The organism is Streptomyces sp. S.PNR 29 (genome assembly GCF_030386795.1).
Lineage (GTDB): Bacteria > Actinomycetota > Actinomycetes > Streptomycetales > Streptomycetaceae > Streptomyces.
In genome coordinates, this window is record NZ_JANUQM010000010.1 from 284629 (window position 1) to 310099 (window position 25471).

Genomic DNA, 25471 nt, shown 5'->3' on the forward strand with positions numbered 1-25471 from the left:
TGAGTATTTCAGTGAGGTTGCCCCTCACGCTGCCATCGAGCAGTCGAGGCGTCAAGACCTCGGAGAATGTACTGTCGCTTCGAGGTGAGGCGGGGCGGACAGGCCGCTCGTCCCCGGGTATTGTTCAGTGCACCAACGAATGCGACCACGGGAGCGCACATGGCCGCGGTGGACCTCACCACCCACCCCGGGCACCTCGCCCGGCGGCTGCAGCAGGCGCACTACCTGCTGTGGAACACGATGGTCTCCGAGGAGATCACCTCGCCGCAGTTCGCGGTCCTCAACACGCTCGTCGCCGAACCGGGCCTGGACCAGCGCACGGTGGGGGAGCGGGTGGGACTCGACCGGTCCACCATCGCCGAGGTGATCAGCCGGCTCAGCCGTCGCGGGCTGCTCGACAAGGTGCGCGACCCACAGGACGGCCGCCGTTTCCTGCTGCGCGCGACGGACGAGGGCCTGCGCACCCACCGCAAGCTGACCGTGCGCACGGCCCGGATGAACCAGGTCTTCCTGGCGCCGCTCTCCGCCGAGGAGCAGACGGTCTTCTTCGATCTGATCCGGAGGGTCGCGGACGCCGCCGAGGGGCTGCGCAACCCTGCGGAACCCCTGGTGGCACCTCACTGATCAGGACACCCCTGACCGGGACGGCCGATCAGGGCGCCTTCGCGAACACCACCCAGACCTGGCCCCGCGCGAAGTTCACCGGCGCGCCGTCGTTGGTCGTGAACGCCGTGCCGTCCATCGCCGTCGGGCGCTTCCACGCGACGTCGAACACCCGCCCGTCGCGCATCACCTGAGCCTTGCCGGAACCCACCGTCTCGGTGTACGGCGAGTTGCTGCCGCGGAAGTCATGGAAGGCCGACTCACGCACCTTCACGTACTGCACGACCACGGTCGCGGGCGCCATCCGCTGCCCGTCGGTCATGACGGCGGGCCGGCCGTCCATCGTGACCAGCCAGCGGTGACGGCTCTCCGACCAGGTGAAGGAGAAGCGCGCCGCGGGATAGCGCACCGTGCGTGTGGTCTCTGCGGTGCCGCCCGCAGGGGCCGGCCCGTAGCGGAATCCGGTCGTCAAGGCGTCCGTGCCGGGCGCGGAGGACAGCAGTCCGGCCGGCCGCAGAAAGAGGTTGTGCGGGGCGGGCCTGCCGGCGCCGCGGAAGAAGGCGTCGGGCGCGTCGCCCGGCGTCACCGCCCGCAGCGGTGCCTTGTCGATCAACGGCATCAGACGGCTCTGCGCCCCGGAGAAGGCGAACGTCGGCTGGTCGAACTGGCGCAGCAGCTCCAGGTCCGACTCCCGTGCGCTGCGCACCGGCCCGACGGTCTCCGGGAGCCTGGTCGCGTACACCGCCATCAGCCGGCTCAGGCCGCCCTCCACCTGCTCCACGTACACGACGTCGGCGGCGCCGAGGCCCGTGGCCGGCCGGGCCGCGGGCACATTGTCGATCTTCACGGCGAGTACCGGGCCATGGCCGCTCCCGTCGGCGCGGCTCCCCGTCGGCTCCGGACTCCGCACGCGTCCGTCGTCGCCCCCGGAGCCCGACGTGCAGCCCGTGACCGTCGGGACCACCACCACGGCGGCCAGGAGCGCGGCCGTCACCGCACCCCGCCGCCTACGCATCCTTCGGCCCATCCGCGCCACCCGCCCACCACGTACGGCACCACGTACGTATCGTCGATTGTGCGCTTATCTGCCTTTCTTGGCCATAGTCGCCCCTTTCGCGGGGAAAGCGCTGCATCGCCGATCGGCCGGCTCACGGTTCGGCGGGAGACGGGCCGGGTACCCGGGCGCCACCGTACGACCGACGCGCACGGGTGACGGAGGGAGCGCGAGGGCGATGAAGGCAGTGACCTGGCAGGGCAAGCGGGACGTACGGGTGGAGAACGTGCCCGATCCGGAGATCCAGGAGCCCACGGACGCGGTCATCCGCGTCACCTCCACCGGGCTGTGCGGCTCCGACCTGCACCTGTACGAGGTGCTCACCCCGTTCATGACGCCGGGTGACATCCTCGGCCACGAGCCGATCGGCATCGTCGAGGAGGTCGGCGCGGGGGTGCCGGACCTGCAGGCGGGAGACCGGGTCGTCGTGCCGTTCCAGATCGCCTGCGGCAACTGCTGGATGTGCCTCAACGCGCTCCAGACCCAGTGCGAGACCACCCAGGTCACCGGCGAGAACATGGGCGCCGCCCTGTTCGGCTACACCCGCCTGTACGGCTCGGTGCCGGGCGCGCAGGCCGAGTACCTGCGGGTGCCGCAGGCCCAGTACGGTCCCATCAAGGTGCCGGAAGGGCCACCCGACGACCGCTTCCTCTACCTCTCCGACGTCCTGCCCACCGCGTGGCAGGCGGTCGCCTACGCCGACGTCCCGCAGGGCGGCAGCGTCGCCGTGCTCGGGCTCGGTCCCATCGGCGACATGTGCTGCCGGGTCGCCCAGGTCCGGGGCGCCGGGCGGGTGTTCGGCGTGGACCTGGTCCCGGAACGGCTGCGCAGGGCGCGTGAGCGAGGCGTGGAGACGTACGACCTGAGGTCCTTCCACAACGAGAAGGAACTGGTCGCCGCGATCCGCGACGAGACCGACGGCCGCGGCCCCGACGCCGTGATCGACGCGGTCGGCACCGAGGCCCACGGCAGCGCGGCGGCCAAGCTCGTCCAGCAGGCCTCCGGGATGCTGCCCCGTATGATCGGCGGCCCCCTGGCGGAACGCTTCAGCGTCGACCGGCTCGCCGCCCTCCACACCGCCATCGAACTGGTGCGCCGCGGCGGCACCATCTCGCTCACCGGCGTCTACGGCGGCATGGCCGACCCGCTGCCCATGCTCACCCTGTTCGACAAGCAGATCCAGCTGCGGATGGGACAGGCCAACGTGCGCCGCTGGAGCGACGACATCATCCCGTACCTGACGGACGAGGACCCGCTGGGCGTCGAGGACTTCGCCACCCACCGGGTGCCGCTGAGCGACGCGCCGCACGCCTACGACATGTTCCAGCGCAAGCAGGACGGCGCGGTCAAGGTGCTGATGGAGCCCTGAGGGAGGCCCGGGCTACCGGCCGAAGATCTCCGCGAGGTCATAGCGGACCGGTTCCTCCAGCTGGGCGTACGTGCAGCTCTCCGGCGTCCGGTCCGGACGCCAGCGGCGGAACTGGGCCGTGTGCCGGAACCGCTGCCCGTTCTCCATGTGGTCGTACGCCACCTCGGCCACCCGGTCCGGCCACAGCGGCACCCACGACAGGTCCTTCTTCGCCGACCAGCGGCTGGGCGCGCCGGGCAGCCGGGCCTTCTCGTGGGCGGCCTCGTCCGACCAGGCGGACCACGGGTGCCCCGTGACGTCCTGCATCCGCAGCGGCTCCAGCTCCTCCACCAGCTGGCTGCGCCGCTTCATGGGAAAGGCGGCGCACACGCCCACGTGCTGCAGGGTGCCCCGGTCGTCGTACAGCCCGAGCAGCAGCGAGCCCACCACGGGACCGCTCTTGTGGTAGCGGTAGCCGGCCACCACGACGTCCGCCGTACGCTCGTGCTTGATCTTGTACATCGCGCGTTCGTCCGGGAGGTAGCGGACGGTGAGCGGCTTGGCGATCACGCCGTCCAGGCCCGCGCCCTCGTACCGCTCGAACCACTCGTGGGCCACGTCGATGTCGGTCGTCGCCGGCGCCACGTGCACCGGCGCCGTCACCCCGGACAGCGCCCCGGTGAGCAGCGGCCGGCGGTCGTTCAGCGGAACGTCGAGCAGCGACTCGTCGTCCAGCGCCAGCAGGTCGAAGACGACGAGGGACGCCGGAGTCTTCTCGGCCAGCATTCGCACCCGGGAGTCCGCGGGGTGGATGCGCTCGGTCAGCGCGTCGAAGTCCAGCCGCCCCTCCCGCGCGATCACGATCTCCCCGTCCACCACGCAGCGCCCCGGCAACCGCTCCCGCACCGCCGTCACCAGCTCGGGGAAATACCTGGTCAGCGGCTTGCCGGTACGGCTGCCCAGCTCGATCTCGTCGCCGTCGCGGAACACGATCGCCCGGAACCCGTCCCACTTCGCCTCGTACTGCATGCCCGGCGGAATCTTCGCCACCGACTTGGCGAGCATCGGCAGCACGGGCGGCATCACCGGCAGATCCATGCCTCTGATTCTGCTCGCATACGGCGGGGATCGCCCGGTGTGCGAGGTGTGCCCGGTACGCCTACCGTGGCCGCATGGGTGACGCGGTGGAACTGGAAGCGGGCGGCAGGACCGTACGGCTGTCCAGCCCGGACAAGATCTTCTTCCCGGAGCGCGGCTTCACCAAGCTGGACCTCGCCCGGTACTACCTGGCCGTCGGCCCCGGCATCCTGCGCGCCCTGCGCAACCGGCCCACCATGCTGGAGCGCTACCCCGAGGGGGTGACCGGCGAGTCCTTCTTCCAGAAGCGGGCGCCGAAGAACACCCCCGACTGGATCCCGACCGCCCACATCACCTTCCCCAGCGGCCGCAGCGCCGACGAGATGTGCCCGACCGAGGTCGGAGCCGTCGTCTGGGCCGCCCAGTACGGCACCCTCACCTTCCACCCCTGGCCCGTCCGCCGTGACGACGTCGACCGCCCCGACGAACTCCGCATCGACCTCGACCCCCAGCCCGGCACCGACTACGAGGACGCCGTCCGCGCCGCCCACGAACTGCACGCCGTCCTCGACGAGTACGGCCTGCGCGGCTGGCCCAAGACGTCCGGCGGCCGCGGCATCCACGTCTTCGTGCCGATCGAACCCCGCTGGACCTTCACCCAGGTCCGGCGCGCCGCCATCGCCGTCGGGCGGGAGATGGAGCGGCGGATGCCGGAGCACGTGACCATCAACTGGTGGAAGGAGGAGCGAGGGCAGCGCATCTTCCTGGACTACAACCAGACGGCGCGAGACCGGACGATCGCCTCCGCCTACTCCGTACGCCCCCGCCCGCACGCTCCCGTCTCCGCACCCCTGCGCTGGGAGGAGGTGGGTGTCGCCCACCCCCAGGACTTCGATCTCGCGTCCATGCCCGCGCGCTTCGCCGAACTCGGCGACGTTCACGCGGACATGGACGACCACGCCTACTCCCTCGAACCACTCCTGGAGCTGGCCAGGAAGGACGAGCGTGACCACGGGCTCGGCGACCTGCCGTACCCGCCCGAGTATCCGAAGATGCCGGGAGAACCCAGGCGGGTGCAGCCGAGCCGGGCCAGGAAGCAGCCGCCTGCCGCCACTTGACCAGGCGGACGGGATGGGGCCGCCGGCACCTCTCTTTCCGGAGCCGAGAGCGCTCTCACCTCCCCACCGCCCGGGGCTATCCTGATCCGCACCCGCAGGTGAGGAGTCCCGAAGTGACCGAGACAGCGCCGCGTCCCACGCTGGAGGCCGTGGCCGCTCGGGCGGGGGTGTCGCGGGCCACCGTGTCCCGGGTGGTCAACGGCGCGGACGGCGTCAGGGAACCCCTCGTCGAGCGGGTCCGCAGGGCCGTGGAGGAACTCGGATACGTCCCCAACCAGGCCGCCCGCAGCCTGGTGACGCGGCGGCACGACGCCGTCGCCGTCGTCATCGCCGAACCGGAGAACCGGGTCTTCGCCGACCCCTTCTTCGCCCTGCAACTCCGCGGCATCAGCAAGGAGTTGACCAGCCACGACAACCAACTCGTCCTGCTGCTCACCGAGGGCCGCGAGGACCACGCCCGCGTCGGCCGCTACCTGGCCGGCGGCCATGTCGACGGCGCCCTGGTCTTCTCACTGCACCTCGACGACCCGCTGCCCGAGCTGATCCGGCGCGCCGGAGTGCCGACCGTGTTCGGCGGCAGGCCCGGCTGGAGCGACGGACGCGGCAGCGCGGTGTACGTCGACAGCGACAACCGCGGCGGCGCCCGCGAGGCCGTACGCCACCTCGTCGGCCTCGGCCGCACCCGCATCGCGCACATCACCGGCGCCCTCGACCAGACCTCCGCGGTGGACCGGCTCGACGGCTTCCGCGACGTCATGACCGACGCCGACCCGAGGATGGTCGCGGAGGGCGACTTCACCCCGGGCGGCGGTGAGCGAGCGATGCGGGAACTGCTCGACCGCTGCCCGGACCTGGACGCCGTGTTCGCCGCCAACGACCTCACCGCCTCGGGCGCCCTGCGCGTACTGCGTGAACGCGGGCGGCGCGTGCCCGAGGACATCGCCGTGGTCGGCTTCGACGACATGCTGCCCATCGCCGAACAGACCGACCCGCCTCTGACGACGGTCCGTCAGGACATAGAGGAGATGGGCCGCTTGATGGCCCGCCTGCTGCTGCGCGACCTCGACCGGCGAAGCGGCGACGGGACCGCCGAGGGCGTGGGCGGCGCGCCGTCCGGCGTGATCCTGCCGACGACCCTGGTACGCCGCGCCTCGGCGTAGACGGGACTGCGGCCCGTCCACCCCGTCGTCCAGGCCTCCCGCACCTCACGCCGGCGGCGGCGCGCTCTTGATCACCGCGAAGCGGGCCCCGTACGGGTCGGTGAGCTTGGCCATGCGGCCGACGCCCTCCAGGTCCGTGGCGGGCATGCGGACCGTGCCGCCGAGTTCCTGGGCCTTGGCGACCACGGCGTCGGTGTCGGAGACCTCGAAGTACGGCAGCCAGTACGCCTCGTCCTCCGCCGGGTCGTCGGCCAGCGGGACGATGCCGCCGAACATGGCGTCCTCCCCTTCACCAGCCGGGTTGACGGTGGTGTACGTGCCGCCCGGGAAGGTGACGGCGAAGGTCTCCAGACCGAGCGCGGCGCGGTAGAACGCGGCGGCCGCCGCCTCGTCCGCCGTGTACAGCTCGACCCAGCACAGCGAGCCGGGCTCCTGGACCACGTCGAGTCCCTTGGTGCGCCCGGGCTGCCATATCCCGAAGGACACGCCCGCCTGGTCGGCGAGGATGGCCATGCGGCCCTGGTCCATCACGTCCATCGGCTGCATGCGCACCGAGCCGTGTGCCTGCTCGGCCGCCTTGGCCGTGGCGTCCGCGTCCGGACTCTGGAAGTACACCGTCCAGGACGGCGGGCCCTGTTCCGGTGCGGTCTGCATGCCGCCGGCGGCGGTCTTCCCGGCGAGCTGGAAGAAGCCGTAACCGCCGGCCTCGGGCCCGCCCGACCGGAACTGCCAGCCGAACAGGCCGCCGTAGAAGGAGCTGGCGCCCTCGATGTCGGGTGTGCCGAGATCGATCCAGTTCGGAGCGCCGGTGACATAACGGGTGGTGAGCATCGCTGCCCTCCTCTGCCAAGTCCCGTTGTCCGTACTGCCGAGTCTTGCACCGCCCACTGACAATCGCCTCGCCGGTGACGGGGGGTGTTCCCTTGACTCTCGTGTGTTTCCGTCCTCGTTCGTTTCCGCCTTCGCGTGTGTCCGCGCGCCGCCGTGCGCTCCCGGGTGCGGCGGGGCAGCATCGGGGCGGCCGGAGGGCCTGAACGGCCGCGTTGATCCCGCGTTGATCGAACGTTTTTCGGCGCCCGGCACGATCCTGGTCATGCTCATCGAAACGATCACGTCGCCCGATCTCGCGTGGCAGGAGCAGGCGTTGTGCGCACAGACCGGGGGCGACTTCTTCTTCCCCGAGCCCGGCAGCTCGGTACGAGAGGCGAAGCGGATCTGCGGCCTGTGCCCGATCCGCTCGGCCTGCCTGGAGTACGCGCTGGACAACGACGAGCGCTTCGGCGTCTGGGGCGGTCTGTCCGAGAAGGAACGGCTGGAGCTCAGGCGCGCGCGCCCCGGGTTTCGGGTCGTCGCCCCCACCGACGCCGCTTGACGGACACGGACGCCCTTAAACGGCGCGAAGACCCCCGCAGGACGGGCTCCCCGCATGACCCGCACCACCCCGCGGCACGAGGCCGAGAGCCTGCTGGACCTCCTCGACCCGCTTTCCCACGCGCAGCCTGCGGGAACTCACCCGGTGGGCAAGGGCGCCGGCGCCGCTTCAGCCGGTGCTCGACGAACTCGAACGCCGCGGGTCCTACGGGCGGCAGGCCCTCCTGGCCGAGGCGGGGCGGCTCGCCGCGCACGGACCCGCCCCCGGGCCGCGACCAGCCGCGCGCCCTGCGCCGCCACCCGGTCGCCGACGTACGGGACGCGGCACTGGAGGAGGCGACGGCGTTCGGGTGAAGCGACGCGCAGCCCTCGCGCCCTCGCCGGGCCGGGCCCCGTGCCCCCGGTCCGTCAGCCCCCGGCCCGGGCCGCCATCCGCGCCTTCCGCGCCGCCAGCTTCTCGTCGAACTTGGCGGCCTCCGCGTCCAGCCCGCCCATGAACAGGCCCAGCTCCTCCTGCGCCTGCCGCCCTTCGGGGCCGAGGCCGTCGATCTCCATGATCTTCAGGAAGCGCAGCACGGGCTGGAGCACGTCGTCGTGGTGGATGCGCAGGTTGTACACCTCGCCGATGGCCATCTGGGCGGCGGCGCGCTCGAAGCCGGGGATGCCGTGGCCCGGCATGCGGAAGTTCACGACCACGTCCCGCACCGCCTGCATGGTCAGGTCGGGCGCGATCTCGAAGGCGGCCTTCAGCAGGTTCCGGTAGAAGACCATGTGCAGGTTCTCGTCGGTCGCGATGCGGGCCAGCATGCGGTCGCACACCGGGTCACCGGACTGGTGGCCGGTGTTGCGGTGCGAGATGCGGGTGGCCAGCTCCTGGAAGGCGACGTAGGCCACCGAGTGCAGCATCGAGTGGCGGTTGTCCGACTCGAAGCCCTCGCTCATGTGGGCCATGCGGAACTGCTCCAGCTTGTCCGGGTCGACCGCGCGCGAGGTGAGCAGGTAGTCCCGCATCACGATGCCGTGCCGGCCCTCCTCCGCGGTCCAGCGGTGCACCCAGGTGCCCCAGGCGCCGTCGCGGCCGAAGAGGGAGGCGATCTCGTGGTGGTAGCTGGGGAGGTTGTCCTCCGTCAGCAGGTTCACCACCAGCGCGATCCGGCCGATCTCGGTGACCTTGGACTGCTCCTTGTCCCAGGCCTCGCCGTCCTCGAACAGGCCGGGGAAGTTGCGGCCGTCGCTCCACGGCACGTACTCGTGCGGCATCCAGTCCTTGGCGATCTTCAGATGGCGGTTGAGCTCCTTTTCGACGACTTCCTCCAGTGCGTACAGCAGCCGGGCATCGGTCCAGACGGAGGGGCTGCCGAGGTGAGGGGAAGTGATCGTCACGGGTACTCCAGGGGGACGTGCGGCACAACGGAGAAACCGGCGGGCGGCGCCGGGAACCTACGGGATCGTAGGCTACGAACCCGTAGGTTACGAAGTCGTAGGTTAAGTGCGCTGTAAAGAGCGCTGATCAGCCAGGCCCCTGCGGGCATGCACGACAGCCCCGGGACCCGCAGGTCCCGGGGCTGAACGGGCGGTCGCGCCACCCGGTCAGGCATACAGCTCCCGCAGCCGCACCGAGAGGCACGTCACACAGCCTTCGAGCTTCTCGAACTCGCTGATGTCGACCACGACCGGCTCATGACCGAGGTCCGCCAGCAGCTCCGCCGTCTTCGGCGCGCTGGCCGCCATCAGCAGCTTGGCGCCGCCGAGCAGCACCACGTGCGCCCCGGACTCCTCCGGCACCGGCAGGAAGCGGGAGAACAGCGAGGGCGCGTCCATCTTCGGGATGTGCCCGATGACCGTCCCGTCCGGCAGCGCCGTGACCGCCGTCTTCAGGTGCAGCACCTTGCTCACGGGGACGGCGACGACCCGCGCGCCGAGCGGCTCGAAGGCGGCGCGCAGTTGCTGGACGCCGGCCGCGTTGGTGCGGCCGCCGCGGCCGACGTAGATCGTGTCGCCGACCTTCAGCACATCACCGCCCTCCAGGGTGCCCGGCTCCCAGATCCAGTTCACCGAGCAGCCCAGCTGGGCCACGGCCTCCTCGACCCCGGCGGTCTCGGCGCGCCGGGACTCGGCACCGGGCCTGGTGATCAACGCCACGTTCTTGTACATGACGACCGCGTCCTCGACGAACACCGAGTCGGGACAGTCGTCCTCCGGATCCACCTCGATGGTCTCCCAGCCGTGCGTGCGCAGGGCTTCGACATAGGCCTCCCACTGCGCGACCGCGAGGTCGACATCGACCTTCTCCCGCTCGATGTGGGTCACCAGGCCTTCGGCGAGGCGCGGGCTGGGGCGGCGTACGAGGGCCTTCTTGCTGGGCACGAGCGGGACTCCGTGGGAGGGGACGTATCGGATGGTGCGTGTCGGTCGGACGTGTCCGGGACGGCTTCGACGGTGCTTGCGGGATCGGCCGAAAACCGTCGGGGCCGACGAACCATCATGCAGGGCGGGGCCGCGGGGCGACACCCCCGGGCATCCGAAAGGGGCACCTGGGCGTGGTCCGGGCTTCGGCCGTCGGCACCGGGCCGGGCTCACATGACGAACGTGGCGTTGCGCAGGGCGAGGCAGAACGCGACGACACCGCCGACCCACAGACCCAGGGTGCCGAGCAACGCGCCCGTGGCGGCCGAGACTCCCGGGCGACGGCCCAGCGCCGTGCCGACCATCCAGAAGAGGCCCGCTCCGAACGACGGCGCCCCGCATATCAGCACGGCGGCGTTCTCCAGCGATCGCCTGGCCTCGTGGTTGGCGCGCCAGTCGAAGTCGCTCTTGTTCTCGATCGCGTCATGAGCCGCGTACCCCAGCCCCACCACCAGAGGCAACAGGAGCACGGCCGTCACCACGAGAAGCGTGACGACCGTGCGAGTGCCGCGCGCGGGCGTCGTGTCCGGAGAGTCCGTCATGCCCGCATCCTGCGCCGGAGTATGCCGCCGCACCATCCGTCCGCGTACTCAGATGTCCCGGCGGGCCGGTCACGCGAGCGGGGCCCACCTGGACCGGAGTTCGTCCCGCAGCCGCCGGGCGACCTGGCCCATGAGGGCCTCGGCGCCGGGCTGCCTGCCGGCAGCCACCCGGGACTCGGTCAGCACGGCGATGGCGTAGCTCCGGCCGTCGGCGTGCTCGACGACGCCGACCTCGTGGCGCAGATTGAGCAGCGTGCCGGTCTTCGACGACCAGGTGGAGGAGTCGGAGGCGAAGTCCGGGGCGAGGCGGTGGCGCATGAGGTTGTCGGCCATGAGGCCGCGTACGCGTGCCGCGACGTCGGGGTGGATCGCCGACTCCTCGGTGCCCGCGGCGCCGGGCCGCGACTGCCAGACCGCCTGGAGGAGGTCGACGAAGGCGCGTGCCGTGCCGGTGTTGGCGCGCGAGATGTCGAGCTGCGGCAGCCGGTGGCCGCGCCCGGGGGTGCCTGCGTCGATCGCGAGGGCGTGCGCGAGATGCACGTCCTCCGGGTCGAATCGTTCCTCCGGGGTCTCCATCAGCTCCTGCATGGTGTGGCGTACCGCGATGCCCCGCAACCCCCACCGCTGCAGACTTGCCGCGACCCGGGAGGGCGGGGTGAGCGCGAAGAGGGCGTCGGCGGCGCCGCTGTCGCTGATGCTGATGCTGAGGTAGAGCAAGTCGTCCACGGCGATGTGGGCGGCGTGACGGAACCGGCTCAGGCCGGTCGGCCCCGGGGTGGTGATCCGTCCGGGCGGCACCTCGATCACCATGGCGCCGTCGAGCTCACCGAGCCGGACGCGTTCCAGCGTCGCCAGGGCGAGGGGGACCTTCACGAGGGACGCGACGGGGTACTCGATGTCGGGGTCGATCCCGACCTCCTCGCCCGTCTCCAGGTCGCGTACCAGGAACGAGCCGTGCAGCCCGCCGTCGCGCAGCGTCCGGCGCAGTTCCCTCAGGAGCCGGTCGGTACCCGTGGTCACGCGGCCTCCTCCGCGCGCTCCGCCGGGGCGCCGAGACACCGGGCGATACCGCGGGCGCACGCCTGGCGCACGCGGGCGGCCTCGGCGTCCGTCTCGTCGGCGACGACCAAGGAGAAGCCACGTGCGAAGCCTGCGTCGAGCTCGCCTACGGGACGCCAGTGCAGGCTCAGTTCCCGGGCCTGCGCGGCCGAGCACAGCAGGGCGTCACCCCGGCTCAGCACGTCCGCCGCGGCGGCGGCCACGGACGGGGCCACGGCCAGCTGCGCCGGGCGCAGCCCGACGGCGTCACGTAAGCGGGCGAGACGGTCTCTGACATGCGGCACGTCGTCCTCCGGCTGGAGCCATACACGCCGGGCCCGCTGATCACGATCGGCCCGGCCGGGTCGCAGGGTGTCCAGGTAGACCGGCCCGCCGCCCGGGTCGTCCGCCACCGCCAGACCCAGCCGCACCGTCCAGGCCGCCTCGGTGGGAGCCACCGCCAGCAGCGCCGCACGCACCTGCCGGGACGTGACGAGTCCGGCGCGCTCCGCGGGCCCGGCTGGACGCGGGTCGAGGAGGACTCCCTGGTCGTGGGCCTCGGCGATGAGGCGGGCAAGGGCCCCGGTGGAGCAGATGGCGGGGACGGCGAGCCGCAGTGGCCTGCGCCGCGCGGCCTCCGCCTCGGTCTCCAGCCGGTCGGCGACCTGCACCAGCTGCCTGGCCAGCGGAAGCATGTCCCGGCCGAACGGGGTCAGCGTCACCGCGCGTGACGACCGCTCCAACAGCCGTTCACCCAGGCGTTGTTCCAGCGCGGCGACCCGGCGGCTGACGACGGACTGGGCCGTCCGGGCCGCAGCGGCGCCCACCGTGAAACTGCCGTGCTCGCTCACATGAACGAACGCCCGGCATGCCGCTACAAGATCCACGGGCCCCACTATGCCAAAACAGCATGGAACCGAGCGTCCGGGTCTTGGACCACCGCACGGATCAGGCCGGACAGTGGTCTTCGCTCCGGGAAGCGTTCGTTCCCCGTTTCCCGGACTTCGCGTTCCACAGGTCTTTCGACGGCTTGGAGGTCCATTCCATGAAGCATCCGCTGCGCACACGCCGGGGCGCCGCCTGGGCGGCGGCCGGCTTACTCGCGCTCGGCGCGCTGCCGGGCTGCGGTCAGCAGACGGAGTCCGCGTCCGGCACGTCCGCGGGCGCCGGGCGGTCCGCGGCACCGGCGGCGGCCACGAAGCCCACCGCTCCCGAGTTCCGGAAACTGGAGCGCGAGTTCGACGCGCGGCTGGGCGTCTACGCCCTCGACACCGGCACGGGCCGGACGGTCGCCTACCAGGCGGACGAACGGTTCGCGTACGCCTCCACGTTCAAGGCGCTGGCGGCGGGTGCCGTACTCCGCAAGTACGGTACGGAGGGCATCGACAAGGTGGTCAGGTACTCGCGCGACGACCTGATCGAGAACTCGCCCGTGACCGACAGCTTCGTCGAGACCGGGATGAGCCTGCGCGGGCTGTGTGCCGCCACCCTCTGGTACAGCGACAACACGGCGGTCAACCTGCTCCTGGACGAGCTCGGCGGGCCCGACGGCCTGGAGAAGGTGCTGGAGGAACTCGGCGACGACGTCACCGAGATGGACCGGTACGAGCCGGACATGAGCGACGGCGTGCCGGGCGACATCCGCGACACCAGCACACCGCGCGCCATGGCCGGGAGCCTGCGGGCGTTCCTGCTCGGCGACGCCCTGGAACGGGACGAACGCAGGCTCCTGAGGCAGTGGATGGAGACGAACATGACCGGCAGGACGCTCATCCGGGCCGGTCTCCCGGACGACTGGACCGTGGCCGACAAGAGCGGCACTGCCGGATACGGGGGCCGCAACAACATCGCCGTGGCCTGGCCGGACGACGGCGGCGACCCCATCGTCATGGCCGTCCTGACGAGCCGCGACAAGAAGGACGCCGAACGCCGCGACGCCCTGGTCGCCGAGGCCGCCACGGTCGCGGCCAAGGGCCTGGGCCGCTAGCGCCCCTCGCCCCTCACCGTCCGCCGCAAGTGCTCTCCGGTGAACGTCCCGTCAGCCAGCGCGAGTTGACGGGGCGTTCCCTCGAACACGACCCGTCCGCCGTCCCTCCCGCCGTCCGGGCCGAGGTCGATCACCCAGTCGGCCCGTGCGATCACGTCCAGGTTGTGCTCGACGACGATGACGGTGTTCCCCGCGTCCACCAGCCGGTCCAGCAGCGCGACGAGTCCTGCCACGTCGGCCATGTGCAGGCCGGTCGTCGGCTCGTCGAGGACGTACACCGCGCCGGTCCGGTGCAACCGGGTGGCGAGCTTGATGCGCTGCCGCTCACCACCGGAGAGCGTCGACAGGGGCTGCCCCAGCGTCAGATACGTGAGGCCCACGTCCCGCAGCGCCCGCAACCGCCGCCGTACGCCTGCGTCGTCGAAGAAACCGAGTGCCTGGTCGGCCGTCAACTCCAGTACGTCCGCGATGGAGCGGCCACCCACCGTCAGCCGCAGCACCTCCTCCTTGAAGCGCCGTCCCTCGCAGTCGTGGCAGGTCGTCGTCACCGGGTCCATGAAGGCGAGGTCGGTGTGGATGATCCCGCGGCCCTCGCACGTGCCGCACGCGCCGGCGGAGTTGAAGCTGAACAGTCCCGGATCCGTTCCCGTCTCGCGGGCGAAGATCCTCCGTACCGTGTCCATGATCCCCAGATACGTCGCCGGAGTCGACCGCGCCGAGATCCCGATCGACGACTGGTCGACGACCACGGCGTCCGGGTGGGCGTCGGTGAACTCCGCGACCAGCGTGCTCTTTCCCGACCCGGCGACACCGGTCACGGCGGTCAGCACACCGGTCGGGAACTCGACGGTCACGTCCCGCAGGTTGTGCCGGCCGGCCCCCTTCACCCACAGCCCACCGGTCGCCGGCCGCACCTCCTCCTTCACCGCCGTACGGCGACGCAGGCACCGCCCGGTCAGCGTGCCCGACCCGGCCAGCTCGCCCGGCGTCCCCTCGAACACCACCCGTCCGCCGTCCACGCCCGCACCCGGACCCATGTCGACGACGTGGTCGGCCAGCGCGATGACATCCGGGTCGTGCTCGACGACCAGCACCGTGTTGCCCTTGTCCCGCAGCCGCAGCAACAGGTCGCCGAGGCGGCCGACGTCGCGCGGATGCAGTCCGACGCTGGGCTCGTCGAAGATGTACGTCATCCCGGTCAGGCTGGAGCCGAGGTGCCGGACCGTCTTCAGACGCTGTCCCTCGCCACCCGACAGCGTGGCGGTCTCCCGGTCGAGGCTCAGGTAGCCGAGACCGATCGCCTCGATGCGTTCCAGCGCGGCGACGGCAGCCCGGGCGATGGGCAGGGCGACCGGGTCGTCGATCTCCTTCAGGACGGCGATGAGGTCGGTGACCTGCATACGGGTGCAGTCCGCGATGGTCCGCCCGTCGATCCGGGTCGCGAGCGCCGCCGCGTTCAGCCGCGCTCCCCGGCACTCCGGACAGGTGCCCTCCACCAGGAACTCGCGCACGAGGTCCCGGGTCTTCTGGCTCATGCCCGACAGGTCCCGTTTCAGGTACAGCCGTTCGAAACGGTCCGCCAGCCCTTCGTACTCCGTGGTCCAGGTGCCGCCCGAGCCGTTGACACTGACCTTGCTGCCGGGCCGCCCGCGCATCAGGAACTCCCGCTCGGCGGCGGTGAACTCGCCCACGGGCTTGTGCGGATCCAGGTCGGCCGTGTTCGTGTACGCCTGTCCCTGCCAGGTTCCCGCAGCGAACGGCGGGAAGCGGACCGCCCCGTCCGCCAGCGACCGCCGGGGATCCAGAATCCTGTCCCAGTCGGGCCGTACCGTCCGGCCCAGGCCGTCACAGCCGGGGCACATGCCCGACGGGTCGTTGAACGAGTACGCCGTCGCCGCCCCGGCACTCGGGCTGCCGTGCCGGGAGAACAGCACCCGCAGCACCGAGTAGACATCCGTCATCGTGCCGACCGTGGAGCGCGAGTGGCCCCCGATCGGCCGCTGGTCGACGACGATGGCGGGCGTCAGGTCCTCCAGGGCGTCCGCGTGCGGCCGCTCGTACTTGGGCAGCCGGTTGCGCACGAACCACGTATACGTCTCGTTCAGCTGGCGCTGCGACTCGACCGCGATCGTGTCGAAGACGACCGACGACTTCCCCGATCCCGAAACGCCGGTGAACACGGTCAGCCGGCCTTTCGGGATGCGGAGGGTGACGTCCCTGAGGTTGTTCTCCCTGGCTCCGGTGATGGTGATGAACTCGGTCATGCGGTCGAAGCTAGGCGGGATACCCGACAGCTTCTGGCGTGATTTCCTTGAGTTCCCCGTCCAGCATCAGCCAGCGCGTGATGCCGATCGACTCCAGGAACGGCAGGTCGTGGCTGGCCACGATCAGTGCCCCCTCGTACGACTCCAGGGCCGTGGTGAGCTGCCGTACGCTCGCGATGTCCAGGTTGTTCGTCGGCTCGTCCAGCATCAGTAACTGGGGTGCCGGCTCTGCCAGCATCAGCGCGGCCAGCGCCGCCCGGAAGCGTTCGCCGCCGGACAACGTCGCCGCCTTCTGGTCGGCCCGGGCGCCCCGGAACAGGAAGCGTGCCAGCCGCGCCCGGACCCGGTTGTTGGTGGCGTCCGGCGCGAACCGGGCCACGTTCTCGGCGACGCTCAGCTCATCGTCGAGGACATCGAGGCGCTGCGGCAGGAACCGCAGCGGCACGTGCGCCTTCGCCTCGCCCGACACCGGCTGGAGCTCCCCGGCGATCGTGCGCAGCAGCGTCGTCTTGCCCGCGCCGTTGCGCCCGATCAGCGCGACCCGCTCGGGGCCGCGCAGGTCGAACCCGCCCGCCACGCGTGCTCCGTACACCGGCTCCAGGTCCAGGAGCGTGAGGACGGCACGGCCCGGTGGTACGGCGGTGGAGGGCAGGTCGACACGGATCTCGTCGTCGTCCCGTACGGCCTCCACCGCCTCGTCCAGCCGCTCCTTGGCCTCGGCGAGCTTCTCCTCGTGCATGATCCGGTGCTTGCCCGCGGACTCCTGCGCCGCGCGCTTGCGCGCTCCCATGACGATCTTCGGCTCACGTTTCTGGTCCCACATCTTCTGCCCGTACCGCTTGCGGCGGGCCAGCTTGACCTGGGCGTCGGCCAGTTCGCGCTTCTGTTTCTTCAGATCGGCCTCGGCGACCCGCACCATGCGCTCGGCCGCCTCCTGCTCGACGGCGAGGGCCTCCTCGTACGCCGAGAAGTTGCCGCCGTACCAGGTGATCTCTCCGGAGCGCAGGTCCGCGATCTGGTCGACGAGGTCCAGCAGCTCCCGGTCGTGGCTGACCACCACCATCACGCCCGGCCAGGAGGCGACGGCCGCGTACAGCCGCCGGCGTGCGTACAGGTCGAGGTTGTTGGTGGGCTCGTCCAGCAGCAGCACGTCCGGCCGGCGCAGCAGCAGCGCGGCCAGTCGCAGCAGCACCGACTCGCCGCCCGACACCTCGCCGATGGTGCGGTCCAACTCGACGTGGCCGAGGCCGAGTTCGCCGAGCGTGGCGAGTGCGCGCTCCTCGACGTCCCAGTCGTCGCCGAGGGTCTCGAAGTGCTCCTCGGCCACGTCACCCGACTCGATGGCGTGCAGTGCGGCGCGCTGCGCCGCGATACCGAGCGCCTCGTCGACCCGGAGAGCGGTGTCGAGCGTGACGTTCTGCGGGAGGTAGCCGACCTCGCCCGCGACGCGGACGACGCCGTCGGACGGGGTGAGCTCCCCGGCGACGAGTTTCAACAAAGTTGACTTTCCCGATCCGTTGACGCCGACGAGGCCGGTCCTGCCGGGGCCGAAGGCGACGTCGAGTCCCTCGAAGACGGGGGTGCCGTCCGGCCAGGCGTAGGAGAGGGACGTACAGGTGAGGGAAGTAGACATGCGGGCCTCCGCGGTTGCGTGATGCGGTCAGGGGCAAACGCGTATGGAGACACCGGGAGGCGGCGACCAGCCACGGAACGAGAGGGAGGAGCCCTTGGGCATGAGAAAAGCCCTGCTCGTCGGGGACGGCTCGAATGCCGAGGTCGCACGCGGCATCCACACCTCACGGGTGTGACGCGGTGTCTCAGGACCTCAGACGAGCAACGTCCTTCTCCAATCGACGGCAACAGGACCGCTGTACACCGTATGAGCGGGCCGGGTGGCTGTCAACGCATTAACGTGATCGGCCCTCGACCCCGCGAAGGAGACCCCGTGCCCAACGGCTCGCTCTCGCTGCCGGCCCGGCTCCACCTGCTGGCCTGGGACGCCGCGCGGCCCGAGGGCGCCGGCCCCCTGGTCCGGTCCGGCGCCCTCACCGAGCTGGCGCAACGTGGCCTGCTCGTCGACGAGGACGGCATCGCCACCCCGGTCGACCTGGACTCCCGCACCGGGGACCCCGTGCTCGACGGGCTTTTGGAACTCGTCCGTGAATCCCTGCCGCACCGGTGGCGGACGTGGGTGACGCTGCGGGCGCGGACCACCCTCGCCGCCGTCCGGGAGCAGCTGGTCGCCGAGGGATACCTGGGCGCCGAGAGGAAGCGGGTGCTCGGGGTGTTCCCGTCCGTGGAGTACGTCCTGGAACGGGGCGCCGCCGTGGACGCGCTGCGGAAGGAGGCACGGAGCCTTCTCGACGGGGCGGTGCCCGTCGGGGAGGTCGCCGAGCGGGACGCGGCCCTCGCGGCCCTCGCGGTCGCCGGCGGGCTGCTGGAGCCCGCCGGCGACCGCGAGCGTGTCGCGCGGTTGACCGAGCGCAGCGGGCCCGGGCTGCACAACGTCGTGCGCGAGGTGTGTGCGGCCGTGACCGCGGCCACGGCGGTCACGGCCTCGACGGGCGGCTGAAACCCTACGTCCCTGTCGGATTCCTGCCAGCCCCGGCCCGCCCCGGGCTGGTTGAGTGATCCGCATGACGAACCGGACCGACCACGCCCTGGCCTTCCGCTCCCTGCACGTCCCGGGGAGACCGCTGCTACTGCCCAACGCCTGGGACACCACGAGCGCCCGCATCATCGAGGACGCGGGCGCCGCCGCCGTGGCGACCACCAGCGCCGGGCTGGCCTGGACCCTGGGCGCGGCGGACGGCGACCGGCTGGACCGGGACCGGGCGCTGGCCGCGGTCGCGGACATCACCGCCGCGGTCGGGGTGCCCGTCACCGCGGACATCGAGAGCGGCTACGGGCGTGATGCGGCGGGCGTCGCCGACACCGTCCGCGCGGTGCTCGCCGCGGGCGCGGTCGGCGTGAACATCGAGGACGCCCGGTACGACGGCGGGGACCCGCTGCGACCCGTCGCGGAGCAGGCGGAACGGATCGCCGCCGCGCGTGAGGCCGCCGACGCGGCAGGAGTGCCGTTGTTCGTCAACGCCCGCATCGACACCTTCCTGCGGGGTGCCGGGGGAGTGGACCTCACCCTGGAGCGGGCCGCCGCCTTCCTCGCCGCGGGCGCCGACGGGGTCTTCGTCCCCGGGGCCGTCGACCCGGGGATCGTCAAGGAGCTCGCCGACGGCATCGACGCGCCGCTGAACGTGATGGCCGGCCCGGGTGCGCCGCCGGTCGCCGAACTGGCGGCGCTGGGTGTCGCCCGCGTGAGCGTGGGGTCGGGCATCGCCCAGGCCGCGCACGCCCTGGTCCGCCGTGCCGCGCGGGAGCTGCTGGATGCGGGGACGTACGAGTCCCTGGCGGGCGGGCTCGGCTACGGGGAGCTCAACGCCCTGCTGGGCACCAGGCCCTAGCAGGCGTCCCGCATCAGCTCCGCCAGGTCGTGGTCCAGGTCGAGCTGCAGATGCTCCAGACCGACCGGCACCAGCTCGCTCGTGGCCTCCAGGAAGCGGCGCACGTCACCCGAGAGGATGTGCACCACGGCGGTGCCCTCGGGGGCGTGGAACTCCAGGACGGTGCGGTCGTACCCGTACGGCCGCACCCGCACGTCGCCGTGGCCCTCGGGACCCTTCAGACCCGCGGCGAGCAACTCGCGGGCGAAGGTCCAGCAGACCTCCACGCCCTCCAGCGTGGCCGGCGCCGGGAAGGTCATGCGGACGGCGAACGGGTCGCGCCGGTCGTAATGCAGCGTGGCGGGAATGCTCGGCATACGCGGCGCGGCGGCGACGAGGCGGGCCTCAACGGGCTGCTCGATGACGGTGGACAACGCCTTGCTCCCTTGGTGACGGCTGGACGGGCTTCCGGGCGGACGAGGCCATGCACTGGAAGAGACGACGGAATCAGCCAATCCGTGCACACGAAATGCGAGTGACCTCTGTCACCGCGTTCATTCACAGAAGTGATGCGGTTCTCCCCACGTGCCCCGAAGGGCAGTTGTGACACCCGGCGGTACCTCCGCGGGGTTGTCCGGGCCCTCTGGACGGCACTCGGGCGGTGGGCTAGCTTCGCCCGCCATGAGGCGCTTGGGGATCACGCGACCGACGACACCACCGAGGCGTACGGGCCCGGCGGTGACCGCGGGGGTGGTGTGCGCGGCGGCACTGGCCGCCCTGACGGCCGTACCGGCCGAGGCGCGTCAGCCGGAACACCGGGCGCCGCACTGGGAGCTCACGGACACCTCCGCGCCCGCCGTGCGCTTCCGGGGCCTGTCCGCCGTCAGCCGGAACACCGCCTGGCTGGCCGGAACCCAGGGCACCGTCCTGCGGACCACGGACGGGGGAGCGAACTGGCGTGACGTCTCGCCGCCGGGCGCGGGCGAGCTGCAGTTCCGGGACATCGAGGCGTTCGACGCGCGCCGGGCCGTGGTCCTCGCCATCGGGGAGGGCGAGGCGTCACGCGTCTACCGCACCGACGACGGCGGAGCCACCTGGACGGAGTCGTTCCGCAACACCGACGAGCGTGCCTTCTACGACTGCCTCACCTTCTTCGACCGCCGCCACGGCCTTGCGATGAGCGACCCGGTGGACGGGAAGTTCCGCATCCTGTCGACCGGCGACGGCGGCCGTTCCTGGAAGGTGCTGCCGAACGAGGGCATGCCGGCGGCTCTCCCGGGCGAGGCCGGGTTCGCGGCGAGCGGGCAGTGCCTCGTCGCGTCCGGACGGAAGGACGTGTGGCTCGCCACCGGCGGGGGCGCACGCGCGCGCGTGCTGCACTCCGCCGACCGTGGACTCACCTGGACGGCCACCGACAGTCCGATCCCGGCGGGGGACCCGGCCCGGGGCGTCTTCGCCCTCGCCTTCCGCGACCGCGCCCACGGTCTCGCGGTCGGCGGCGACTACCGTCCGGACCAGGCCTCACCGCAGGCGGCGGCGCGCACCGCCGACGCCGGCCGCACCTGGCGGCCCGCTGACCGGCCCCCGCCCTCCTACCGCTCCGGCGTCGCCTGGCTCCCGCACAGCCGCACCGTAGCCCTGGCGGTCGGCCCCACCGGCACGGACCTCACCACGGACGGCGGCCTCACCTGGCGGACGGTCGACACCGGGTCGTACGACACCGTGGACTGCACTCCGGACCTGGCGTGTTGGGCCGCCGGCGAGCGGGGAAGGGCCGCCCGCCTGGAAGGATGACGCCGCGCGGTGTGCGGTGTTTGTCCGTAACGTGGGTATCCGTTCGCTGAACGTGAAAGGAAGTGAGCGGACATGCCACGCGGTTCGAGCTCCAAGCGGGAGCGGCAGTACGAGCACATCAAGAAGAGCGCGGAGGACCGGGGCGCGAGCACCGGGCGTGCCAAGGAGATGGCGGCCCGGACGGTGAACAAGGAGCGCGCCCGGTCCGGCGAGTCGAAGAGCGCCGGCCGCACCTCGACCCAGGACATGTCGTCCGGCAAGCGGGGCGGCCAGCGGTCCGGCCGCGGGTCCCAGGGGCCCACCTACGACCAGCTGTACCAGGAGGCCAAGCGCCGTGACATCCAGGGTCGTTCGGGCATGAACAAGAGCGAGTTGCAGCGTGCGCTCGGCAAGTGAGCCGGACGACTCAGCCGAGCGTCTCCCGGTACCGCTCCAGGTCCGGTGCCGTCTTCGTGGCGGTGAACTCGGTGATGCGGTACGCGCACACGCCGGCGGTGACGAACGGGTCCCCCGCGGCGATCTCCTCGATCCGCGCGCGGTCCTCCGCGACGGCGATGATCACCCCGCCGTCGCGGGGGTTCTTCCGCCCGGACGCCAGGAAGACCCCCTTCTCGTACTGCTCGTCGAGCCACACCACATGCCGCTCCAGCACGGCGTCGACGGCGTCGAGCGGGGCGGTGTAGGTCAGCTCCATCACGAACATGATCGGCAGCCTACCCTCGCCGCCCGCGGGGCGGTTCCGGGACCCTGGCGTCCGGCGTCGGTGGGCAGTGGCCTTCGGGCACGCGCCGGGGAGGGGGTGGGGGAGGGACTCGGGCCCGCGATGGCAGGGGGCCCGGCGGCCTGACGGCCGGGCACTCCGGCGGTCCGGGTGGACGACGGGGGGTGCGCGGCGGGCATGAGCACGGGAACGTCATGCGCCGGGTTGCCGGGTTGCCGAGTGGCTCGTCGGCTAGGGGACGCCATGCTTCGCCGGCGGCCTGGTGAGCCCAGCGGACCGGTGGCCTGATGGCCTGATGGGCTGCGGCCCGGCGCCTCGACCTCCAGAGTCTCCGGCGGTTCGACGCTCGGAGTTCCGGCGCCCCAGTGCCCGGGGCCCGTGCCCCAGTGCCCGGGGCCCGGCGCTCCGGCGCCCCGCGCTCCGGTGGCCGGCGGCCCTCCGGCGCGGCGGTCGTGCGGGGCCTGATGCCGCCATCGGCTGCCGGGTGCCCCCGAGCCCCGGCGCCTCGCAGCTCCGCCCAGACCCGACGGACCCATGTCGCCATGCGCTGCGACGGAGGTGGGACCACGGCAAGCCGACGGCAGGGGTTCTAGGCTCAAGGCCACCATGACGACCGTACGTATTCCCGCGGGCTGGCCCGCGACCGAGGAGCAGGCCCGTGCTGTGCAGGACGAGTTGCGGGGGCGGGTGGTGCTCGACGAGGTGGGGCCGGCGCCGGGGGAGGGGCACGTGACCGGGGTCGACGTGGCGTACGACGACGAGCGGGACGTCGTCGCGGCGGCGGCCGTCGTGCTGGACGCGGCGACCCTCGGCGTGGTCGCCGAGGCCACGGCCGTCGGACGGGTCTCCTTCCCGTACGTCCCCGGCCTGCTCGCCTTCCGTGAGATCCCCACGGTCCTCGCCGCCCTCGACGCCCTGCCCTGCCCTCCCGGCCTGGTCGTCTGCGACGGCTACGGTGTGGCCCACCCGCGCCGCTTCGGCCTCGCCAGCCACCTCGGCGTCCTCACCGGCCTGCCCACGATCGGCGTGGCGAAGAACCCCTTCACCTTCACCTACGACGTCCCGGACGCACCGCGCGGCAGCGCGTCCGCCCTGCTCGCCGGCACCGAGGAGGTCGGCCGCGCCCTGCGCACCCGGGACGGTGTCAAGCCGGTCTTCGTCTCCGTCGGCCACCGCGTGAGCCTCGACAACGCCTGCGCCCACACCCTGGCCCTGACCCCCGCCCACCGGCTGCCGGAGACGACCCGCAGGGCGGACGCCCTGTGCCGGAAGGCCTTGCGGGAGGCGGCCTACCCGGCCTGATCCTCTATGTGCCAGCGGCCCACCTCACGGTAGTCGGAGTCGTAGACGGCCGATCCGTCGCCCGGATCGAGCGCGTAGTGGCGGAGATTCCCGCCCCAGTACCTGAGGATCCGGCCGAGTTCACCCGCCGGATCCTTCGCCAACGCTCCATCGTCCAGAGTCACTTCGAGAAGAAATCTCATGCCTTCAAGTGTTTCATTCAAGTGCTTGTTGGTACTTCTTCGCCGGACGCCGCTGGTGGGCTGCCGCAGAGGGCCGGGAAAGTCTCAAACCCCACGAGAAGGCAGGGGAGCCGGCGCCGAAGACGGCCCCGGTGTGATCTGAGTACTGGGTCTGAGTACCCGTACGGATGTGACGGCACCGGCCCGCTCGGCAGGCTGGGCCGCATGACGACGCACCGCGCCCCGAAGCCCGTTGCCCACCCCAGCCAGCCCGTCGAGCGTGCCGTGACCATCGGGCTGGTCCTCGCCGTGCTGGCGGGGCTCGGCTGGATAGCCGGAATGATCTACACCGTCGCGGGGTGGTAGCCCCGGCGCCCGCTACTGCTGTGCCGCGACCCGGAAGGTGATCCCGGCCGCGCGCAGCCGTTCGATCAACGCGTCCCCCATGGCCACCGCCGTCGTGACCTGCCCGGCCGTCCCCGGCAGGTCGTCGAGGGCCAGGGACAGCGCCGACTCGGCGAAGATCTTCGCCGTCTCGTCGTAGCCGGGGTCGCCGCCCGCGACCTCGGTGAACACCCGCCGGCCACCGCCCTCTCCCACGAAGCGGAGCGAGAACCAGCTCTTCGCGCGCTTCTCGGGGCTCGGCCCGTCCCCGGGCTTGAGCCGGTCCGACAGCCAGCGTCGCGCGGGCGGCAGTTGGGCGGCCGCCACCAGTGCCCCCACGGCCGCGACCCCGCCGACCGCGACGGGCAGGCGCCGCACGGCCGCGTAGTGCCGGTAGCGGAAGTCGGGGCCGTAGCGCTCCAAGGCCTTCGCGGAGCGCCTCACGATCTGCGGGTCGATGGTCGGCAGCGGCAGTGCCCAGGCACCCACCTCCTTGGCGAACCGCGGCGCACCGGCCGGTGTCACCGCCCGCCGGCCCACCAGCCGCGGCTCGTGCCGCCGGCGGTCCAGCGCGGCGGCCCGCATCTGCCGCCCGCGCGCGAACTGGTTCAGCGCCGAGGCGAAGGTGCCGCCCGAGAAGGCCGCGTCGGCGGTCACGAACCCGTCCACGGACAGCGGCACGCCCTCCGGCAGTTGCCGCACCGTGAAGTACACGCCCAGATCGTGCGGGACGGAGTCGAAGCCACAGGCGTGCACGAGCCGCGCCCCCGTCTCACGCGCGCGTGCGTCATGGCGGACGTACATCAGGTCCACGAACTCCGGCTCACCCGTGAGGTCGAGATAGTCCGTGCCGGTGTCCGCGCAGGCGGCGACGAGTTCCTCCCCGTACGTCACATAGGGACCCACCGTCGTGGCCACCACGCGCGCGTGCTCGGCGAGTCCGCGCACGGAGGCCGGATCGGACACGTCCGCCCGCAGCACCCCGATCCCGGCACCGCCGGGCAGCCGCTCCCGCAGCCGCCGCAGCCTGTCCTCGCTGCGGCCGGCGATCGCCCAGCGCAGCCCCTCGGGCGCGTGGGCGGCGAGATACTCCGCGGTGAGCGTCCCGACGAAGCCCGTGGCTCCGAAGAGCACGATGTCGTACGGGCGATCCGTCCTGTTCAGCCTGCTCATGACACCCCTTGCTCCGCAGCACGCGCCGTTGTCGGTGGCTGAGGCTAGCGTGAGGGGGTGCGGAGCCCGACGACGAGCCCGGAGGTATCTGGTGGCCGTGCCCAGCAACGCCCTGAAAAAGTGGGAGAAGGTGCGCGAGTTCGCCCTCGGGCTGCCGGGCGCCGTCGAGGAGTTCCCCTGGGGCGAGTCCGTCGCGAAGGTCAACAAGAAGGTGTTCGTCTTCCTCGGCGTCGACGACGGCAGCCATCCGCTGGGCGTCACGGTCAAGCTCAAGGAGGCGTCGGCCCACGCCCACGCCCTGTCCTGCCCCGGCGCCGCGCCCGCCGGATACGGCCTGGGCAAGTCCGGCTGGGTGAGCATCCCGCTGCAGGAGAAGGGCGCCCCGGCCGCCGAACTGCTCTGCGACTGGGTGGAGGAGAGCTACCGGACCATCGCGCCGAAGCGGCTGACGGCGGAGCTGGACGGGCACTGAGCGGGCACCGCCCGGCCACCACCACGCGAATCGACTAAGCGCTTGCTCTTGTGTCC

The 25471-nt window shown here is 72.0% G+C and carries 27 protein-coding genes; 13 read left to right on the forward strand and 14 right to left on the reverse strand.

Translation table 11 applies throughout. From position 1 onward, the window contains the following. The first annotated feature begins 159 nt into the window (after window positions 1-159). Complete coding sequence (locus tag NW895_RS26805; protein WP_289938660.1) at window positions 160-624, forward strand: MarR family transcriptional regulator; 465 nt, start codon at window positions 160-162, stop codon at window positions 622-624. Window positions 625-652: 28 nt separating this feature from the next. Here the strand turns inward: NW895_RS26805 and NW895_RS26810 are convergent, their stop codons facing one another. Further along, window positions 653-1630, reverse strand: a complete 978-nt coding sequence (locus NW895_RS26810; protein WP_289938661.1) for a DUF3048 domain-containing protein — start codon at window positions 1628-1630, stop codon at window positions 653-655. A gap of 205 nt (window positions 1631-1835) precedes the next feature. On the opposite strand from NW895_RS26810, the gene NW895_RS26815 reads away from it, so the two are divergent. Further along, the gene (locus tag NW895_RS26815) at window positions 1836-3026 is read left to right on the forward strand and encodes a zinc-dependent alcohol dehydrogenase (RefSeq protein ID WP_289938662.1); all 1191 of its coding nucleotides are present in this window, start codon (window positions 1836-1838) and stop codon (window positions 3024-3026) included. 12 nt (window positions 3027-3038) lie between these two features. Here NW895_RS26815 and NW895_RS26820 read toward each other — a convergent pair whose 3' ends face one another. Continuing rightward, entirely contained in the window at window positions 3039-4103 is a 1065-nt protein-coding gene (locus NW895_RS26820) for an ATP-dependent DNA ligase (RefSeq protein ID WP_289938663.1), read from the reverse strand. A gap of 74 nt (window positions 4104-4177) precedes the next feature. Here NW895_RS26820 and ligD point away from each other — a divergent pair, with 74 nt between their 5' ends. Next, the gene (gene ligD, locus NW895_RS26825) at window positions 4178-5200 is read left to right on the forward strand and encodes a non-homologous end-joining DNA ligase (protein ID WP_289938664.1); all 1023 of its coding nucleotides are present in this window, start codon (window positions 4178-4180) and stop codon (window positions 5198-5200) included. 113 nt (window positions 5201-5313) lie between these two features. Then, window positions 5314-6360 carry a LacI family DNA-binding transcriptional regulator gene (locus NW895_RS26830; protein WP_289938665.1) on the forward strand — a complete coding sequence of 349 codons (1047 nt, stop codon included), beginning with the start codon at window positions 5314-5316 and terminating at the stop codon, window positions 6358-6360. A 45-nt stretch (window positions 6361-6405) separates the two neighbouring features. Here NW895_RS26830 and NW895_RS26835 read toward each other — a convergent pair whose 3' ends face one another. Next, window positions 6406-7191, reverse strand: coding sequence for a VOC family protein (locus tag NW895_RS26835; protein WP_289938667.1), 786 nt, complete (start codon window positions 7189-7191; stop codon window positions 6406-6408). Between the two features lie 262 nt (window positions 7192-7453). Between NW895_RS26835 and NW895_RS26840 the strand changes: the two genes are divergently transcribed. After that, on the forward strand, window positions 7454-7732 hold the full coding sequence (locus tag NW895_RS26840) for a WhiB family transcriptional regulator (protein WP_289938668.1): 279 nt from the start codon (window positions 7454-7456) through the stop codon (window positions 7730-7732). 407 nt (window positions 7733-8139) lie between these two features. On the opposite strand, the gene NW895_RS26845 is transcribed toward NW895_RS26840, so the two are convergent. From NW895_RS26845 to NW895_RS26865, 5 genes are all read right to left on the reverse strand, one after another. Then, window positions 8140-9114, reverse strand: a complete 975-nt coding sequence (locus NW895_RS26845; RefSeq protein ID WP_289938669.1) for an acyl-ACP desaturase — start codon at window positions 9112-9114, stop codon at window positions 8140-8142. 207 nt (window positions 9115-9321) lie between these two features. After that, window positions 9322-10098 (reverse strand): dimethylargininase, encoded by a 777-nt coding sequence (ddaH, locus tag NW895_RS26850; RefSeq protein ID WP_289938670.1) that lies wholly within the window; start codon window positions 10096-10098, stop codon window positions 9322-9324. A gap of 209 nt (window positions 10099-10307) precedes the next feature. Further along, window positions 10308-10679 (reverse strand): hypothetical protein, encoded by a 372-nt coding sequence (locus tag NW895_RS26855; RefSeq protein WP_289938671.1) that lies wholly within the window; start codon window positions 10677-10679, stop codon window positions 10308-10310. Between the two features lie 69 nt (window positions 10680-10748). Further along, window positions 10749-11699: a serine hydrolase gene (locus tag NW895_RS26860; RefSeq protein WP_289938672.1), complete on the reverse strand. Its 951-nt coding sequence runs from the start codon at window positions 11697-11699 to the stop codon at window positions 10749-10751. Further along, complete coding sequence (locus NW895_RS26865; RefSeq protein WP_289938673.1) at window positions 11696-12604, reverse strand: LysR family transcriptional regulator; 909 nt, start codon at window positions 12602-12604, stop codon at window positions 11696-11698. Before NW895_RS26865 ends, NW895_RS26860 begins: the two co-directional genes overlap by 4 nt. Window positions 12605-12762: 158 nt before the next feature. Here NW895_RS26865 and bla point away from each other — a divergent pair, with 158 nt between their 5' ends. Beyond that, entirely contained in the window at window positions 12763-13704 is a 942-nt protein-coding gene (gene bla, locus NW895_RS26870) for a class A beta-lactamase (RefSeq protein WP_289938674.1), read from the forward strand. On the opposite strand, the gene NW895_RS26875 is transcribed toward bla, so the two are convergent. Both NW895_RS26875 and NW895_RS26880 read right to left on the reverse strand, forming a co-directional pair. Beyond that, window positions 13701-15968 (reverse strand): excinuclease ABC subunit UvrA, encoded by a 2268-nt coding sequence (locus NW895_RS26875; RefSeq protein ID WP_289938675.1) that lies wholly within the window; start codon window positions 15966-15968, stop codon window positions 13701-13703. The genes bla and NW895_RS26875 overlap by 4 nt on opposite strands. 10 nt (window positions 15969-15978) lie before the next feature. Further along, entirely contained in the window at window positions 15979-17601 is a 1623-nt protein-coding gene (locus NW895_RS26880; protein ID WP_289938676.1) for an ABC-F family ATP-binding cassette domain-containing protein, read from the reverse strand. A 312-nt stretch (window positions 17602-17913) separates the two neighbouring features. Between NW895_RS26880 and NW895_RS26885 the strand changes: the two genes are divergently transcribed. Both NW895_RS26885 and NW895_RS26890 read left to right on the forward strand, forming a co-directional pair. Next, window positions 17914-18540, forward strand: coding sequence for a GPP34 family phosphoprotein (locus tag NW895_RS26885; protein ID WP_289938677.1), 627 nt, complete (start codon window positions 17914-17916; stop codon window positions 18538-18540). A gap of 64 nt (window positions 18541-18604) precedes the next feature. Next, a complete protein-coding gene (locus NW895_RS26890) occupies window positions 18605-19429 on the forward strand; it encodes an isocitrate lyase/phosphoenolpyruvate mutase family protein (RefSeq protein WP_289938678.1) in 825 nt (274 codons plus the stop codon). On the opposite strand, the gene NW895_RS26895 is transcribed toward NW895_RS26890, so the two are convergent. After that, complete coding sequence (locus NW895_RS26895) at window positions 19426-19842, reverse strand: SsgA family sporulation/cell division regulator (RefSeq protein WP_289938679.1); 417 nt, start codon at window positions 19840-19842, stop codon at window positions 19426-19428. The two genes, NW895_RS26890 and NW895_RS26895, sit on opposite strands and share 4 nt — an antisense overlap. Before the next feature lie 319 nt (window positions 19843-20161). Between NW895_RS26895 and NW895_RS26900 the strand changes: the two genes are divergently transcribed. Continuing rightward, the gene (locus tag NW895_RS26900) at window positions 20162-21202 is read left to right on the forward strand and encodes an oxidoreductase (protein ID WP_289938747.1); all 1041 of its coding nucleotides are present in this window, start codon (window positions 20162-20164) and stop codon (window positions 21200-21202) included. A gap of 72 nt (window positions 21203-21274) precedes the next feature. Continuing rightward, window positions 21275-21598 carry a plasmid stabilization protein gene (locus NW895_RS26905; RefSeq protein ID WP_289938680.1) on the forward strand — a complete coding sequence of 108 codons (324 nt, stop codon included), beginning with the start codon at window positions 21275-21277 and terminating at the stop codon, window positions 21596-21598. 10 nt (window positions 21599-21608) lie between these two features. Here NW895_RS26905 and NW895_RS26910 read toward each other — a convergent pair whose 3' ends face one another. Next, window positions 21609-21905, reverse strand: coding sequence for a YciI family protein (locus NW895_RS26910; protein WP_289938681.1), 297 nt, complete (start codon window positions 21903-21905; stop codon window positions 21609-21611). A gap of 624 nt (window positions 21906-22529) precedes the next feature. Between NW895_RS26910 and NW895_RS26915 the strand changes: the two genes are divergently transcribed. Continuing rightward, on the forward strand, window positions 22530-23225 hold the full coding sequence (locus NW895_RS26915) for an endonuclease V (protein WP_289938682.1): 696 nt from the start codon (window positions 22530-22532) through the stop codon (window positions 23223-23225). Here NW895_RS26915 and NW895_RS26920 read toward each other — a convergent pair. Next, the gene (locus NW895_RS26920) at window positions 23213-23407 is read right to left on the reverse strand and encodes a hypothetical protein (RefSeq protein WP_289938683.1); all 195 of its coding nucleotides are present in this window, start codon (window positions 23405-23407) and stop codon (window positions 23213-23215) included. The two genes, NW895_RS26915 and NW895_RS26920, sit on opposite strands and share 13 nt — an antisense overlap. Before the next feature lie 204 nt (window positions 23408-23611). On the opposite strand from NW895_RS26920, the gene NW895_RS26925 reads away from it, so the two are divergent. Next, a complete protein-coding gene (locus NW895_RS26925) occupies window positions 23612-23752 on the forward strand; it encodes a hypothetical protein (protein WP_289938684.1) in 141 nt (46 codons plus the stop codon). Window positions 23753-23764: 12 nt separating this feature from the next. On the opposite strand, the gene NW895_RS26930 is transcribed toward NW895_RS26925, so the two are convergent. Further along, entirely contained in the window at window positions 23765-24943 is a 1179-nt protein-coding gene (locus NW895_RS26930; protein WP_289938685.1) for a saccharopine dehydrogenase NADP-binding domain-containing protein, read from the reverse strand. Window positions 24944-25034: 91 nt separating this feature from the next. Between NW895_RS26930 and NW895_RS26935 the strand changes: the two genes are divergently transcribed. Continuing rightward, window positions 25035-25415 carry an MmcQ/YjbR family DNA-binding protein gene (locus tag NW895_RS26935; RefSeq protein WP_289938686.1) on the forward strand — a complete coding sequence of 127 codons (381 nt, stop codon included), beginning with the start codon at window positions 25035-25037 and terminating at the stop codon, window positions 25413-25415. Window positions 25416-25471: the final 56 nt, after the last annotated feature.

Coding starts and splice junctions, on each gene's coding strand:
- NW895_RS26855 (WP_289938671.1), bottom strand. CDS start 10,679: ATGACGGACTCTCCGGACACGACGCCCGCGCGCGGCACTCGCACGGTC.
- ligD (WP_289938664.1), top strand. CDS start 4,178: ATGGGTGACGCGGTGGAACTGGAAGCGGGCGGCAGGACCGTACGGCTG.
- NW895_RS26805 (WP_289938660.1), top strand. CDS start 160: ATGGCCGCGGTGGACCTCACCACCCACCCCGGGCACCTCGCCCGGCGG.
- NW895_RS26875 (WP_289938675.1), bottom strand. CDS start 15,968: ATGACCGAGTTCATCACCATCACCGGAGCCAGGGAGAACAACCTCAGG.
- NW895_RS26925 (WP_289938684.1), top strand. CDS start 23,612: ATGACGACGCACCGCGCCCCGAAGCCCGTTGCCCACCCCAGCCAGCCC.
- NW895_RS26835 (WP_289938667.1), bottom strand. CDS start 7,191: ATGCTCACCACCCGTTATGTCACCGGCGCTCCGAACTGGATCGATCTC.
- NW895_RS26880 (WP_289938676.1), bottom strand. CDS start 17,601: ATGTCTACTTCCCTCACCTGTACGTCCCTCTCCTACGCCTGGCCGGAC.
- NW895_RS26890 (WP_289938678.1), top strand. CDS start 18,605: ATGACGAACCGGACCGACCACGCCCTGGCCTTCCGCTCCCTGCACGTC.
- NW895_RS26905 (WP_289938680.1), top strand. CDS start 21,275: ATGCCACGCGGTTCGAGCTCCAAGCGGGAGCGGCAGTACGAGCACATC.
- NW895_RS26930 (WP_289938685.1), bottom strand. CDS start 24,943: ATGAGCAGGCTGAACAGGACGGATCGCCCGTACGACATCGTGCTCTTC.
- bla (WP_289938674.1), top strand. CDS start 12,763: ATGAAGCATCCGCTGCGCACACGCCGGGGCGCCGCCTGGGCGGCGGCC.
- NW895_RS26820 (WP_289938663.1), bottom strand. CDS start 4,103: ATGGATCTGCCGGTGATGCCGCCCGTGCTGCCGATGCTCGCCAAGTCG.
- NW895_RS26910 (WP_289938681.1), bottom strand. CDS start 21,905: ATGTTCGTGATGGAGCTGACCTACACCGCCCCGCTCGACGCCGTCGAC.
- NW895_RS26810 (WP_289938661.1), bottom strand. CDS start 1,630: ATGGGCCGAAGGATGCGTAGGCGGCGGGGTGCGGTGACGGCCGCGCTC.
- NW895_RS26815 (WP_289938662.1), top strand. CDS start 1,836: ATGAAGGCAGTGACCTGGCAGGGCAAGCGGGACGTACGGGTGGAGAAC.
- NW895_RS26840 (WP_289938668.1), top strand. CDS start 7,454: ATGCTCATCGAAACGATCACGTCGCCCGATCTCGCGTGGCAGGAGCAG.
- NW895_RS26915 (WP_289938682.1), top strand. CDS start 22,530: ATGACGACCGTACGTATTCCCGCGGGCTGGCCCGCGACCGAGGAGCAG.
- NW895_RS26920 (WP_289938683.1), bottom strand. CDS start 23,407: ATGAGATTTCTTCTCGAAGTGACTCTGGACGATGGAGCGTTGGCGAAG.